This window comes from Ferrovibrio sp. MS7 (assembly GCF_038404985.1).
In the GTDB taxonomy this organism is placed as follows: domain Bacteria; phylum Pseudomonadota; class Alphaproteobacteria; order Ferrovibrionales; family Ferrovibrionaceae; genus Ferrovibrio; species Ferrovibrio plantarum.
Map to the genome: position 1 here is coordinate 1,452,611 of NZ_JBBKBA010000001.1, position 13,110 is coordinate 1,465,720.

Consider the following 13,110-nt stretch of genomic DNA (forward strand, 5'->3'; position numbering starts at 1 on the left):
ATTGAGCCGTTCGGGCGAGGGCGGGGCGACTATTGCCGCCGGGACATATCAAAAGTGGCGGCGTGACGCGCCAAGGTTGCCAGTTTCAGGCCGGCATAGCGCTGATGCAGTTCGGCACGGGTGCCGCCAGCAAGCTGGAACATCAGCATGATCGAGCTTTCGAGGTCGTCGGCGCAGCGCACCAGGCTGTCGAGATCGCCATCGGCCATTTCGGTTTGGCCCAGGCCGCGCAGGTAATCGACGATCCACAGGGAATGCACCGCAATCTGCGACAGCGTCTGGCCGTGGAATTCGGTCTCGGTGTTGAAGTGGTCGGCGAGGCGGGGCGGCGGCGCATTGCCGCGGCTTTCGTGGGATTTCTCGTTGTTCTGGCCGGAAGAAAGCTCCTCCGCCTCCACGTCGATCACCGTATCGGCGCCGAAGGCGAATCCGTCATCATCCTGCTGCGACCAGCGCGCGCTATCCAAGGCGGAATCCTGCGGTAAGAGGTTGATTCGGCTAAGCCGAATCGGAACGAACCCCGATTCGTTCTGACCTTACTGGCACCGAGTCGCAGGGTCAAGCTCGAACCGCTGCATGCAGTGGTGCGGCAGGTTTCCAGCTACTAGGTTTTGCGTTTTGCGGAAATCAGCCGCGGCCGCCGATGCGCGCGCCGGTCTTGAGCACCACGGTTTCGAGGCCGCGCACCAGTTCACGGCCGATGGCGCCGCCATCGCCGGCGATCTTCTGGCTCAGCACCACATAGAGCGCGTCGATATGCGGCTGCACCACGGCAGCGCTCACCGAGGTCTCGGGACTGTTGGCGCAATGCTCAAGGTAATTGCTGAGGAAATGCGTGATTTCGGTGACCAGCGGGAAGCCGAAGCTGCCGCCTAGGCCCTTCATATCCCAGCAGATGCGCAGCATGCTCTGCACGCCGGCGGGATCGTCCAGATTGGTGTTGCGCAATTCATCGAACGCTTCACGCAGGCGGCCAAGGTCCTTGTCCGCCCATTGCTGGTACATCTTCTGGCCCAGCACCTGGATCGCGTTCTCGGCTTCCTTGATGGTCTGCTTGTCGAAGCCGCCATTCCCCACCTTCATTTTCAGAAAGTTGGGCGGATCGATGAACTCGCCTTTCTTGGTCTGGTCCGGCATCGGGGGCGGAAATCCTCTAGCGTTCAGGGCAGAACGGCTTGATGCCGAAACACCTGATTACCCAGGCAGGCTAATACTTTCGAACGAGTCACGCAATCAATTAGCATGCCTAGGCAAAGCGCTAGAACAACTCCACATCGTCGCCGGCAACGGTTTCCGGTTTTGCCGTCGGCTTGCCCTGTTCGGTGCCGGGACCAAGCAGATAGTGATGGAAATGGGCGCGCACCATTTCCAGATTCTGCCCTGCCAGCAGGCCTTCGCCCCAGCCGGTGGCACGTTCGGTCAGGTTGGGTTCCCAGTCGCGGCCGAAGCGCTCGCGGATCAGGTCTTCCACATAGCGCAGCGCGTTCACCACATGCTGCTGGCGCTGGTTGCGCAGATCATCGCCCTGCATCAGTTCTACGATCGCGGCCATCGCCGGTGACTGCGGCAATTGCTTGCCGATTTCCATGAGCTGCGCACTGAAGGCCTGGGCGGACTTCGATTGTGCGTTGCGCAGGTCTTCGATTTCTTCCTTGATTGCCAGCATCACCAGGGCGATGAAGTCCAGCAGTTCGCGTTCGGCGGCGGTTGGCTGCTCTCGCACCGTCGTCTTGCCGCCCTGTGCTTTGCTCGCTTGCCGTGCCACGCCGGATTTGCGCGTCACCGGACTCCCCTATGCTTGTGTGTCCGCCGCCCCTGGCAAGCATTAAGACACAAGACGGGGTAAAATGCGACTAGCTCCCCAGCAATTAAGAACGGGGCATTTAAGTGCCGGCATTTAAGCGATTGCACCGCAGGCGCCCCCGTTCCATTATGCCGCCAGGGGGCAAAGGCGGCTGTCGGCTGCCTGTAGTTGAGTGCAGTACAACCGTGCTGGCATAACGGCCGGCGCGCTTGCGGTCTGGAGGATGGCGGCCGCCAATGGATCCGCTCGATATCAAGGAAATGCTGCACCACCATCAGCTTTGGCTGAAGGGGTTGCCCACAGGCAAGGCCGCCGATTTCAGCGGCAAGGACCTGACTGGCGCAGACCTTTCCAAGGCTGATCTGCGGCGTGCGGTTTTCCGTGCCGCGATCCTGCGCAATTGCCAACTCCAGGGCGCCAATCTGGCGCAGTGCAGCTTCTTCAAGGCTGATCTTTCCGGGGCTGATCTTTCCGCGGCGGACCTGACCCGCGCCGACATGCGCGGCGCCGTGCTGGAAAGCACCAATTTCGCCAATGCGGTGATGGCCGGGGTCAATTTCCGCCGTGGCCTGGAAATCGGCGAGGCGGTGCCCGGCGCCGGTACCGGCGAGGGCATTGCTGTGCTGCGCCAGAATATCACCGGCAGCAATTTCGCCGGCGCGAATCTGGCCGGGGTCGATGCTCTGGGTGCGGACTTTACCGGCAGCAATCTGGCTGGTGCCAACCTGGAGAATTCGGCTCTGACCGATTGCCAACTCGCCCAGGTCGACCTTTCCGGCGCCAATCTCGGTGGTGCCACCCTGGTCGGCGCCAATCTGATGGGGGCGGAGCTGTCCGGCGCCAAGCTTGCAGGCGCCACTTTGGCCGGTGCCAACCTGACGGATGCGCATCTGCATGGTGTCGATCTCAATGGTGTTGAGGTTTATGGCGCGAATATCGCCATGGCCAACCTGGCTGCCGAAGCCTTGCCGCCGCCTAAACCGCTGACGCCGGAAGAGATTACCACGCTGCTAGAGGAGCATCGCAGCTGGGTGCAGACCGGCCGCGGCCAGCCTGCAAACCTGCGTGGTGCCGATCTTTCCGGGTTCGACTTGCGCGGGCAAGACCTGTCCGGCATCCGTCTGCGTGGCGCCAAGCTGCGCGAGGCTCGCATGGAGCGCACGGTGCTGCGCTTCGCCGATCTCTCTGGCATCGATGCGCGCGATGCCGAGGCCAAGGGGGCGGTGTTTCTCGGTGCCACACTCACTGGTGCCGACTTCCGCTTTGCGGATATCGCGGAGGCGGTGTTCGGCAGTGCCGAAATCCTTACCGCCCAGGGTGAGCGTACCGGTCGGCGCATGCGCTGCGATCTCACCGGGGCCAATCTGGGTGGTGCGCGGGTTGATGCGGTGCAATGGAACGATGCCGTGATCGAACAGGTCACCGGCCTTGAACCCAGCATGGTTGCCGGTCCATGATGGCCGCCGCATGAGCACGCTGAGCACCAATCTGCAACGAAACGAGGCAGGCTTCGGCGTCGCGCCGATGAGCGAGCGTCGGCGTTACTACGATCCGGTGCTCAAGGTGCATGTGGTGCAGGTGTTCCAGGGTGATTTCTATGTCTCGACCCAGCCGGGCGAGATGCTGGCCACCGTGCTTGGTTCCTGCATTGCTGCCTGCATCCGCGATCCGGTCGCCGGCAAGGGTGGCATGAACCATTTTTTGTTGCCCGACAAAGGCGGCGACAGCAACCCGGATTTGCCTTTCTCGGCCTCGCTGCGCTACGGCAGCTACTCCATGGAGCAGCTCATCAACGGCATCCTTGCCGTGGGTGGCCGGCGCGAGCGGCTGGAAGTGAAGGTGTTCGGCGGTGCCAATGTGCTTTCAGGGCTCCGCGGCATCGGGCATCAGAATGCGGATTTCGTCGAGCGCTATCTCAAGGCGGAAGGTTTCCGCGTGATGGGTGCCGACCTGCGCGGCAACCTGCCGCGCAAGGTGCAGTATTTTCCCGAGACTGGCGTCGTGCGCATGAAGCAGATCGAGGATGCCAGCGCCAAGGCGGTGTTCCAGCGTGAGTCGGCGAAGAAGATCACGGCGGTGCAGAATGCCGCCGGCAGTATCGAGTTGTTCGACTGACAGGCCGGCACGATGACGTACAAGCTCAATAATGTTGCCTGTCTGGTGGTTGAGAGTAACCAGAACCATATGCAGTTGATCAAGGAGGTGCTGCGTCCGCTCGGCATCACCAAAGTCGCCGAGGCGACCAACGCCCAGGTCGCGATTGCCTATCTCGAAAATAACGTCGTCGACATCATCTTCACCGAATGGCACATGGATGGTGAGATGGATGGCATTGGCTTCGTCGAATGGGTGCGCAAGAATCAGGCCTCGAAGAATGTGTTCGTGCCGATCGTGATGGTTACCGCGCAGTCGGAAGAGTGGAAGGTGATCAAGGCCCGCGATGCCGGTGTCACCGAATTCCTGGTCAAGCCGTTTTCCGCCTCCACCATGGCCAAGCGCATCACCGTGGTGATCGAGAATCCGCGCACCTTCGTGCGTACCGACGATTTCTTCGGCCCCGACCGTCGCCGCCACCGGGTTTCCAACTATACCGGCGAGGAACGGCGCAAGGACCTGCTTGCCAAGGGCGACCAGGTCATGGACGAAAGCTCCGTCGAAGAGCTGCTCAAGGAGCTCTAGGCTCGTTTACCGGGTTGACGCATAAGCGTCATGGGACCAAGATTCAGGTCCGAAACACGCATGGAGGCCGGCCCGCGCGGTATGAGCGATATTCTAGCCTTCCAGGATTACCGCCCCGCCAAGGGGCAGACGGCGCAGCCGCTTCAGGCCGTGGCCAATCAGGCGGCGCCGCCGCCGGTGTTTTTCGACCGACGCGAATTCGCCCAGATCCTTGATCTCTATTCCCGCATGGTTGGGCGCGGCGAGTGGCGCGACTATGCCATCGGGCATGACAAGGATAGCTGCTGTTTCGCGGTATTCAGACGCAGCGCTGATGGCGCCCTCTATCGCATCGTGAAAACGCCAAAATTGGCGCGTCGCCAAGGCGCCTTCGCCATTCTCGGCCAGGGCGGACGGATCCTGCGGCGCGGCCGTGAACTGGCCATGCTGCTGCGCTATTTTGAACCAAAAAGGGACGCGCTGGCCTGAGTGGGCGCCGGCGGCTTAAATCACCGCAAACAAAAAGCCCCCGCCCGGCAAGCGCCGGGGCAGGGGCCTGAAATCCGTCTAGGGCTTTGCAGCCGATCAGGCGGCCTTCTTGGTAGTGGCCTTCTTGGCCGGCTTGGCAGCGGCCTTCTTCACCGGCGCCTTCTTCTCGGCAGCCGGCTTCTTGGCGGAAGCCTTCTTGGCCGGGGCCTTCTTCGCGGCGGGCTTGGCCGGGGTGGCCGGGGTGGCCTGGGCCTGCGCGGCCGGAGCGAAGGCCGGGGCGACGACGCCAGACAGGAAGCCAGCGACGATGAAGGCGGCGGCAATCGTCTTGATACGGGTGAACATTGCTATGATCCCTGAGATTGAGGCTGCATGCCTGCCCATGCACATAGGTAAGCCGGCTGCATCGACATCATCTCATGGAGGTGGCGGCCACACTGTCAAGACGGAGTAATAGAGCCGCGCCAATCGTGGCGAATCGCCATGTCGTTATTTTTCGATTCGCGGAACTTTTATGGCTTTTTTATCGCGTTTAAGCCGATTCGCTGCCGAGTCGCGGACTAATTGGCCGAGTCGATGCGGGCCAATTCGCGGCGGTGGCGGGCGATGCCGGGGCGTGCTGCGACCCGTAATTGCAGCAGCGGCCTGATCTCTGGCCCGCGCCCAGCGCGCCAGCCGGCCTCCAGCATCAGCCAGTGGAACAGGTCACGTTGGGCATGGCTGCCGCCGATGCCGGCAATGCCTTCGAGGCCGAGGCGCAATTGCCGGAAGGCCTCGTCCCATTGCTGGCGGCCATAGGCCAGGATGCCGCGACCGAGCGGCAGCGCGACGCTATGCCATACTGGATCGCCGGCAACATGGCTGTATTCGGCCATTGAGGTGAGCAATTCCTGCGCTGAGGCATCGTAGCCGGCGCGGGCCAGGCCGAGCAGGTAATGCAGGTCGAGAAACGGATCGACATGCTCATGCAGGCGTGGCTCCAGATACTGCGCCAAGTCCTGCCAGCGCCCGCCGGCATCGAGGCCGACAAATTCCAGCCGCGCCAGCAATGCCACAGCGTTCACCTGGTCCTGGCTGTATTCCTTCCACACCCCCCAGACTCGTTGATCATACAGCGCAAGCGCCTGCTCCGGGTCATCGCAATCGATGGCGAACAATGCGGCGTGCCACCAATTATGGGTCAGCATGAAGCTGTTGCAATCGGCCCAGCAATCGCTGAAGCCGAGCATGGTCTCGAGACCTTCCGCCGCGCGGCCCTGCGCTTCCATCACATGCGCCAGCGCATGGTGCGCCCAGGGTTCGCGCCGCAGCATGGCAATGGCCTGCCGCGCGCTGGCTTCGGCTTCGTCGAGGTGATGGCATTCCTCCAGCGCGAAGGCGCGCATGCCATGCAGGTAGGGATTCTCTTCATTCGCCGGACGCGCCAGTTCGGCCAGCCGCAGCATGCCCTCAGCATCGCCGATATGAAACTGATGCACCTGGCCGAGCTTCATTGCCGCCAGATCGCGGGGAAATTCGCGCACGATCCGTTCATGCAGGCCAATCGCGCCATGCAGGTCATTCTTCGCCCAGGCGCGCACCGCCTGATGCCACAGCCGCTCGCGCGGCAATGCCGTGGCAAGCATGCCTTCGGCGCGGTCGAGGAAACGCGTGGCATTGGCTGCTGCGTCGCCGGTCTGCATGAACAGCGCCAGGGCCGCCGCCTTGGCCGCTACCAATGGCTGCCCCGGCGCACGCTCGGCGGCTTCCCAGGCCGCCGCGGCGGTCTTGCCGTAACTGAGGAAGCTGCGGTCGAATTCGTCCAGCCGGCCGACGATCTCCGGGTCGTCGCTGCTGACGCTCAGGCCCTGTGTATCCTGCAAGCTCATGGGTTCCGACTCATGTCGTGCTCAGGGCCAGTCGTTGAGCCTGTCGAAGGGATAGAGCGGCTTGCGCAACTGCTTGTAATCCAGCTTGGAATTGTCCGAGGTGGTGACGCCGGTGCCGTCCAGCGTATAGGTGGCGCGGGCCAGCGGTGCGAAGCCGGCGCGGTAATGGATGCGCGATTTCAGCAGCAGATACTGCTTCGCCAGCGGATCGATGCCCACCGAGGTGAAGACGCCAGTATCCCAGGGTTCGTGGTGGTTTGAGACCACGACGATCTGCATGCCACCGGTCTCGAATACCGCCGTCGGTCCCATCTTCACGACATAGCCGTTATACATTGGGCCGCGCACCACCCATTCGCCATCGGTGATGGTGCGCACGCGACCGGTGAGTTCCAGCGGCCGGCCGGGTTCGTGGATTGCCGGCATGTCGGTCTTGCCGCCGAGCTTCAGCGTGATGGTGGCGCCGACGCCGGCCTGCTGCATCTGCTTCACGGCCTCCGGATCCCACACGGCGCCGACGGCGACATCCTGCAATCCCTGGCGCAACACCTCGGCGATCACCGTCATCACATCCTGGGTGCCGCCGGAGCCGCAATTGTCGGCATGGTCCAGCAGCACGATGGGGCCATCCACATCCTTGGCCTTGTTCTTGGCCTCGGCCACCGTGTCCTGCAGGTCGCGGTGCTTGTAGAGGAATATGTCGCGTTGTTCCCAGGCGGCCTTGGCGATGCGCGCCGCCGCCGCATCGGCCTGGGCGAAATCATCGCCGATACAGATCACGCTGGTGCCGGCATCGGCGATATCAGCCAGCGCGAAGCCGCCGAAGATGGTGGCCGCCGGTAAACCTGCGGCTTCCTCGGCCTTGCAGGCGGCGATCAGGCCCTTCATCGGCTCGTCCGCCGTGCCCTGCGCCAGGGTTTGCGACAGCAGCGGCAATTGCCGCCAGGCCATCACCGGCTTTGGCCGCTTGCCCTGCAGCCAGCCGAGCAGGATACGGCACACCTGTTCCGCCACGACATCCATATCGACATGCGGATAGGTCTTGTAGCCAATCAGCGCGTCGCAATTGTCGATCATGCGCTGGGTCAGGTTGCAATGCAGGTCGAGCGTCACGGCAATCGGCAGGTCCGGGCGAATGGCACGGATGCGTTCCAGCAGGGTGCCTTCGCCATCATCGGTGCCGTCCGCCACCATGGCGCCGTGCAGGTCGAGCAGGCAGGCATCGCAGCCGGCCTTCACTGCCTCCAGGATCGGCTCGCAGAGTGCGGCATAGGCTTCCCGCGTCACCTTGCCGCCCGGCATCGCCTCGGCGGCCACGGGCAGTACCACCTCGGCGCCCATTTCGCGGGCCAGCTTGAGATAGACGCCCAGCGGCATGTTGGTCTTGGCATAGGCGTCGATGGCGGCCTGGCCACGATAGAGCCCCCAGGCCTCGAACCGCGCCAGATCGGTCACGATCGGCGAGAAGGTATTGGTCTCATGCTTCATCATCGCGAGGACGAATTTCATCAGGGCAGTCTCATCGGTATGGCGACTCGAAATCGTTCGTAGACGTATGGAAGCATAGGCCGTCGCTGTCGCAAAGGGGGAAAAGCCGCGTCAGCCGCGTGGATTTGCCGCGCCGGCATTGCCGGCACCGCTGCCCTGGCCACTGCTCTGGCCACTGCTCTGGCCACTGCTCTGGCCACTGCCCTGGCCACTGAATGGGCAATATTCCGGTTTGAGATCCAGCAAAGGCGTGCCGTCCAGGCAATCCAGGCCGCGCACCAGCAGGCTGTTGCCCTCGCGGCCTTCCAGAGCCACCACCGCCGTGCCGATGGGATTGGGCCGCAGTGGGGAGCGCAGCGCGAAACTGCCCAGGGTGCGGCCGTCATTTTTCGGGCTCTGCTGCACCAGGTCGCGGCGGGCCTGATGCAGCCAGTAGAGTATTTCCAGCCGCGGATAGCTCTCGATGCCTTGCAAAGCCAGTGCCCAGGGTTCGAACAATTCGATACGGCAGAGCGGGCCGTCCTGTTTGCCGTGGCGCGGGCAATCGGCGCGGCTGGTCCAGGGCGTGTGAATCCGTCCGATGAATTCCAGCCCGGCATCGTCGGCCTTCGGCGGTGCGACGCTCAATTCACCGGGGCGCAGGGAATCTGTTTCCTTCATGCCGCCATCTTCCCGCCATGGCGGCATCTTGGCAACGCGCGTTCGATGACTCCGCGTTCAATCAACGGCATGCAGCAAGAATCCGGCGGTTTCCCGCCCGGGTTTCGGATGGGACTTCAGTCCCGCCGGAGTGATGCCCGTGCCTTGGCATGAATATAGCAAGTAAGTAATCAATTACTTACTTATTTGGGCGGGGCAACGCCCAAATGCCTCGGGGAGGCCAGAATCTGGGCATTCCTTGGGGCGAAGTGGCTCGAATAAACGGCAAATCCACAGCAAGGAGGTTCCAATGTTGCGTATGAAATCCCAGGCCATGGCCATGGCGGCGGCCTGCTTCATTCTAACCGCGGCGACAGGACAGGCCGTCGCCCAGTCGCGGCAGGAAACCCTGCTGGTGGTGGTGGAGGCCGGCATGAATAGCCTCGACATGCATGGCCTTGGCACCAGCAGCCGCTCTTCCCTGGCGGCCTGGAATCTCTACGACCGCCTGGTCTCCTTCGGCATCAAGACGCTGCCGGATGGCACCCAGATGTACGATTACAGCAAGATCGTGCCGGAGCTGGCCGAGAGCTACACGGTCTCGCCCGACGGCAAGAGCTTTACCTTCAAGATCCGCCGCAACGCGAAATTCCACGACGGTGAGCCGGTGACGGCGCATGACGTGAAGTGGTCCTACGACCGTGCCGTCTCTGTCGGCGGCTTCCCCACTTTCCAGATGGCCGCCGGCTCGTTGACCAAGCCGGAGCAGTTCGTGGTGGTGGACGATTACACCTTCCGCGTCGACCTGCCGAAGCGCGACAAGCTGGCTCTGCCTGACATGGCCGTGGTGGTGCCTGCGATCTACAATTCCAAGCTGGCCAAGAAGAACGCCACGGAGAAGGACCCGTGGGCGATGGACTGGATGAAGACCAATGATGCCGGCGGCGGCGCCTATAAGCTGGAGAAATGGACGCCGGGCCAGGAAATCAGCTTCACGCGTTTTGATGACTGGAAGAGCGGCACGCTCCCCAAGATGAAGCGCGTCATCCTGCGCGAGGTGCCGCAGGCCGGTAACCGCCGCGCCCTGATGGAACGCGGCGACGCCGATATGTCGCTGGATACGCCGCAGCGCGACGCGGCGGAGATTTTCGCCGAGAAGGGTTCGGGCAAATACCTGGTGGTGGGCGTGCCGATCGAGAATTCACTGAAGTATCTCGGCATGATCACCACACAGAAGCCGTTTGACGATGTGCGCGTGCGCCAGGCCATCGCTTATGCCGTGCCATTCGAGCAGATCAGCAAATCGGCGATCTACGGCCGGGGCCGCATGATGCATGGTGCGCCAGCCAGCGCGCCAGCCGATGCTTCCTGGCCGCAGCCTTTCCCCTATGACACCAATCTTGAGAAAGCGAAGAAGCTGCTGGCCGAGGCCGGTTACCCCGATGGCTTCGAAACCACTATTTCCTTTGACTTGGGCGAGGCGACGGCGGACGAGCCGACGGCGGTGCTGTTGCAGGAATCGCTGGCCAAGATCGGTATCAAGGTGGCGATCGAGAAGATCCCGAGCGGCAGTTTCCGCAACGCCATGCTGCAGAAGAACCGGTCGTTGCACCTCGCCAGCTTCGGCGGCTGGCTGAATTTCCCCGACTATTTCTTCTTCTGGGGCTATCACGGCCAGAATGCCGTATTCAACACCATGTCCTATCAGAGCAAGGCGATGGATGCCCTGATCGATGCCTCACGCTATGAGGAAGACCCGGCGAAATATCGCGAGCAACTGATGGGCTTCATCAAGATGGCGATGGTCGAGGTGCCGCGCGTGCCGCTGTACCAGCAGATGCTCGATGTCGGCATGCAGAAGAATATCAAGGGCTATACCTACTGGTTCCATCGCCAGCTCGACTTCCGCCAGATCGAGAAGCAGTGAGCCGGATATGAAGCATGGGTAACAAAAAACCCCGGCGGTTTCCCGCCGGGGTTTCTGGGCGAGGGCTTAAGCCCTGCCGAGTCTCTATTTACTCTGGTCACTCGTTCTTCTGGCCGAACAGGTTCAGCAGGGCCAGGAAGATGTTGAGGAAGTTCACGTAGAGCGAGACGGCGCCGAAGATCGCCTGCTTGGTCTGGATATCGGCCGGATCGCCTTCATAGAAGTCGCTCTTGATGCGCTGGGTGTCATAGGCGGTCAGGCCGGTGAACACCAGCACGGTGATCGCCGAGATCGCCATCTGCAGCACGCTCGAACCCAGGAAGATGTTCACGATGCCGGCGATCAGCAGGCCGATCACACCCATAAACAGGAACGAGCCCATGCCGGTGAGGTCACGTTTGGTGGTGTAGCCCCACAGGCTCATGGCACCGAACATCGACGCGGTGATCAGGAAGATGCGCGCGATCGAGCCGCCGGTATAGACCATGAAAATGCCGGCCAGCGACACGCCCATGGTGGCGGTGAAGGCCCAGTACAGCGCCTGCACGGCGGTGGCCGAGAGCTTGTTGGCGGCGAAGGTCATGATCAGCAGCAGGCCGAGCGGCACGAACGACACCAGCATGCCGAGGCCGGTGCCATACAGCGTCTGCATGATGGCCGGGCTCTGCGACACCGCGATGGCGAGGATGCCTGACAGCGCCAGGCCCGAACCCATCAGGTTATAGACACGAAGCATGTAGGAGCGCAGCGCCTGGTCGATGGTCGCGCGGTCCAACGTGCCGGCCGAGTAGCCGTAGCGCGTCTGGTTGAAGGGCGTGGACATGTGAGTAGCCTCCGTTGATGGAACGGCGTTTATGCGCCGTTTATGTCATCCCGATACTTGGGGATTTGCGCTGCAATTTCAAGCCCCCATCGCAGCCTCCCAGGAATGGCGATTCTCCCACTAAAACCGTTCATTTCAAAGGGAAATCGGTGTATTTGAAGATGCAAGAGCGCCTGATCAACCGGCGCCGGAGCCTCCCATGACCGCCTCTTCCCCGCCCGCCGCCCCGGGAACCCGGGTTTCGCTAGCGCGCCTGACCCTGATTCTCGGCGCCCTCACGGCCTTCACGCCGCTGGGCGTCGACATGTATTTGCCGGCCCTGCCGGCCCTGGGCCGTGAATTCGCCGCCGCCCATGGCCGCATCGAGCTGACCCTCTCTGCCTTCTTCCTCGGCCTGGCGCTGGGGCAGTTGCTGATCGGCCCGCTCTCCGACCGGTTCGGCCGGCTGAAGCCACTCTATATCGCCAGCGCGGTGTTCATCGTTGCTTCCGTCGCCTGTGCCTTCGCCCGCGATGTCGAAACCCTGATCGTGCTGCGCTTCGTGCAGGCCTTGGGCTGCTGCGGCGGCCTGGTGATCGGCCGCGCCATGGTGCGCGACCTCTATCCGCCGCAGGAGATGGCCCGCGTCTTCTCGCTGCTGATGCTGGTACTGGGCGTGGCGCCGATCCTGGCGCCCTTGCTCGGCGGTTACATGCTGATCTGGTTCGGCTGGCCCTCGATCTTCGGCTTCCTCGGCGCCATCGGCCTGGTGGTGCTTGGGGCTGCCATGTGGCTGCTGCCGGAAAGCCATCGCGGCCCGTATCAGCCACTCTCCTTGATTGGTACGCTCAAGGCCTATGCCGGCTTTTTCCGCGACCGCCGCTTCATGGGCTACACGCTGGCCTCGGCTTTGCCATCGGGTGGCATGTTCGCCTATATCGCCGGCTCGCCATACGTGTTCATCGACCTGCATGGCCTGCAGCCGCATCATTATGCCTGGGTGTTCGGCGGCGGTGCCTTCGGCCTGATCGGCCTGTCGCAGCTTAACCGCGTGCTGCTGCGCCATTTCAGCGCCGCCGAGGTGCTGAAAGTGGCCGGCGCGGTGGCCGCATTCTGCGGCATCGTGCTGTTCGCCGGCGCCTATGCCGGCCTCGGTCTCGGTTTCCTGATCCCCGGCGTGATCTGCACCATCGCGCCGATGGGCATGGTGATGCCGAATGCCGGCGCGTCGGCCATGGCCGGTGTGCTCGGGCCCCGTGCCGGCACGGCGGCGGCGCTCATGGGCATCATCCAGTTCGGCTGCGGCGGCATTTCCTCCGCCCTGGTCGGCGCGCTGCATAACGGCACGGCCCTGCCGATGACCGGCATGATCGCGCTGCTGATGACCGGCGGCTTCGTCGCCCGCGCCGTGCTGGTGCGGGAGGAAGACTGATCC

Annotated in this window: 14 protein-coding genes; 6 read left to right on the forward strand and 8 right to left on the reverse strand. The window is 62.9% G+C overall.

Going from position 1 to position 13,110, the window contains the following annotated elements; all coding sequences use genetic code 11:
• Positions 1–29: 29 nt before the first annotated feature.
• The 3 genes from V6B08_RS06935 to V6B08_RS06945 all read right to left on the reverse strand — a co-directional run bounded on the left by V6B08_RS06935 (position 30) and on the right by V6B08_RS06945 (position 1,783).
• Positions 30–467, reverse strand: a complete 438-nt coding sequence (locus V6B08_RS06935; protein WP_341979054.1) for a hypothetical protein — start codon at positions 465–467, stop codon at positions 30–32.
• A gap of 160 nt (positions 468–627) precedes the next feature.
• Positions 628–1,137 (reverse strand): hypothetical protein, encoded by a 510-nt coding sequence (locus V6B08_RS06940; RefSeq protein WP_341979055.1) that lies wholly within the window; start codon positions 1,135–1,137, stop codon positions 628–630.
• Between the two features lie 121 nt (positions 1,138–1,258).
• Positions 1,259–1,783 carry a hypothetical protein gene (locus V6B08_RS06945; protein ID WP_341979056.1) on the reverse strand — a complete coding sequence of 175 codons (525 nt, stop codon included), beginning with the start codon at positions 1,781–1,783 and terminating at the stop codon, positions 1,259–1,261.
• 257 nt (positions 1,784–2,040) lie between these two features.
• Here V6B08_RS06945 and V6B08_RS06950 point away from each other — a divergent pair, with 257 nt between their 5' ends.
• The 4 genes from V6B08_RS06950 to V6B08_RS06965 all read left to right on the forward strand — a co-directional run bounded on the left by V6B08_RS06950 (position 2,041) and on the right by V6B08_RS06965 (position 4,951).
• Entirely contained in the window at positions 2,041–3,261 is a 1,221-nt protein-coding gene (locus V6B08_RS06950) for a pentapeptide repeat-containing protein (RefSeq protein ID WP_341979057.1), read from the forward strand.
• A gap of 10 nt (positions 3,262–3,271) precedes the next feature.
• Positions 3,272–3,919 (forward strand): chemoreceptor glutamine deamidase CheD, encoded by a 648-nt coding sequence (locus V6B08_RS06955; protein ID WP_341979058.1) that lies wholly within the window; start codon positions 3,272–3,274, stop codon positions 3,917–3,919.
• Positions 3,920–3,931: 12 nt separating this feature from the next.
• Positions 3,932–4,483, forward strand: a complete 552-nt coding sequence (locus V6B08_RS06960) for a response regulator (protein WP_341979059.1) — start codon at positions 3,932–3,934, stop codon at positions 4,481–4,483.
• Between the two features lie 81 nt (positions 4,484–4,564).
• Positions 4,565–4,951, forward strand: coding sequence for a DUF2794 domain-containing protein (locus V6B08_RS06965; RefSeq protein ID WP_341979060.1), 387 nt, complete (start codon positions 4,565–4,567; stop codon positions 4,949–4,951).
• Positions 4,952–5,047: 96 nt separating this feature from the next.
• Here the strand turns inward: V6B08_RS06965 and V6B08_RS06970 are convergent, their stop codons facing one another.
• From V6B08_RS06970 to tsaA, 4 genes are all read right to left on the reverse strand, one after another.
• Positions 5,048–5,296: a hypothetical protein gene (locus tag V6B08_RS06970; RefSeq protein ID WP_341979061.1), complete on the reverse strand. Its 249-nt coding sequence runs from the start codon at positions 5,294–5,296 to the stop codon at positions 5,048–5,050.
• A 215-nt stretch (positions 5,297–5,511) separates the two neighbouring features.
• Positions 5,512–6,819 carry a tetratricopeptide repeat protein gene (locus V6B08_RS06975; RefSeq protein ID WP_341979062.1) on the reverse strand — a complete coding sequence of 436 codons (1,308 nt, stop codon included), beginning with the start codon at positions 6,817–6,819 and terminating at the stop codon, positions 5,512–5,514.
• Between the two features lie 21 nt (positions 6,820–6,840).
• Complete coding sequence (locus V6B08_RS06980; RefSeq protein ID WP_341979063.1) at positions 6,841–8,328, reverse strand: M81 family metallopeptidase; 1,488 nt, start codon at positions 8,326–8,328, stop codon at positions 6,841–6,843.
• 90 nt (positions 8,329–8,418) lie between these two features.
• Complete coding sequence (gene tsaA, locus V6B08_RS06985; protein ID WP_341979064.1) at positions 8,419–8,967, reverse strand: tRNA (N6-threonylcarbamoyladenosine(37)-N6)-methyltransferase TrmO; 549 nt, start codon at positions 8,965–8,967, stop codon at positions 8,419–8,421.
• 289 nt (positions 8,968–9,256) lie between these two features.
• Between tsaA and V6B08_RS06990 the strand changes: the two genes are divergently transcribed.
• Positions 9,257–10,873, forward strand: a complete 1,617-nt coding sequence (locus V6B08_RS06990; protein WP_341979065.1) for an ABC transporter substrate-binding protein — start codon at positions 9,257–9,259, stop codon at positions 10,871–10,873.
• Positions 10,874–10,970: 97 nt separating this feature from the next.
• Here the strand turns inward: V6B08_RS06990 and V6B08_RS06995 are convergent, their stop codons facing one another.
• The gene (locus V6B08_RS06995) at positions 10,971–11,696 is read right to left on the reverse strand and encodes a Bax inhibitor-1/YccA family protein (RefSeq protein WP_341979066.1); all 726 of its coding nucleotides are present in this window, start codon (positions 11,694–11,696) and stop codon (positions 10,971–10,973) included.
• A gap of 199 nt (positions 11,697–11,895) precedes the next feature.
• Here V6B08_RS06995 and V6B08_RS07000 point away from each other — a divergent pair, with 199 nt between their 5' ends.
• Positions 11,896–13,107 carry a multidrug effflux MFS transporter gene (locus V6B08_RS07000; RefSeq protein WP_341979067.1) on the forward strand — a complete coding sequence of 404 codons (1,212 nt, stop codon included), beginning with the start codon at positions 11,896–11,898 and terminating at the stop codon, positions 13,105–13,107.
• Positions 13,108–13,110: the final 3 nt, after the last annotated feature.

Bases quoted from the DNA above. Each gene is read 5' to 3' on its own strand.
- V6B08_RS06955 (WP_341979058.1), top strand. From the start codon at position 3,272: ATGAGCACGCTGAGCACCAATCTGCAACGAAACGAGGCAGGCTTCGGC.
- tsaA (WP_341979064.1), bottom strand. From the start codon at position 8,967: ATGAAGGAAACAGATTCCCTGCGCCCCGGTGAATTGAGCGTCGCACCG.
- V6B08_RS06980 (WP_341979063.1), bottom strand. From the start codon at position 8,328: ATGAAATTCGTCCTCGCGATGATGAAGCATGAGACCAATACCTTCTCG.
- V6B08_RS06940 (WP_341979055.1), bottom strand. From the start codon at position 1,137: ATGCCGGACCAGACCAAGAAAGGCGAGTTCATCGATCCGCCCAACTTT.
- V6B08_RS06975 (WP_341979062.1), bottom strand. From the start codon at position 6,819: ATGAGCTTGCAGGATACACAGGGCCTGAGCGTCAGCAGCGACGACCCG.
- V6B08_RS07000 (WP_341979067.1), top strand. From the start codon at position 11,896: ATGACCGCCTCTTCCCCGCCCGCCGCCCCGGGAACCCGGGTTTCGCTA.
- V6B08_RS06965 (WP_341979060.1), top strand. From the start codon at position 4,565: ATGAGCGATATTCTAGCCTTCCAGGATTACCGCCCCGCCAAGGGGCAG.
- V6B08_RS06990 (WP_341979065.1), top strand. From the start codon at position 9,257: ATGTTGCGTATGAAATCCCAGGCCATGGCCATGGCGGCGGCCTGCTTC.
- V6B08_RS06970 (WP_341979061.1), bottom strand. From the start codon at position 5,296: ATGTTCACCCGTATCAAGACGATTGCCGCCGCCTTCATCGTCGCTGGC.
- V6B08_RS06950 (WP_341979057.1), top strand. From the start codon at position 2,041: ATGGATCCGCTCGATATCAAGGAAATGCTGCACCACCATCAGCTTTGG.
- V6B08_RS06960 (WP_341979059.1), top strand. From the start codon at position 3,932: ATGACGTACAAGCTCAATAATGTTGCCTGTCTGGTGGTTGAGAGTAAC.
- V6B08_RS06995 (WP_341979066.1), bottom strand. From the start codon at position 11,696: ATGTCCACGCCCTTCAACCAGACGCGCTACGGCTACTCGGCCGGCACG.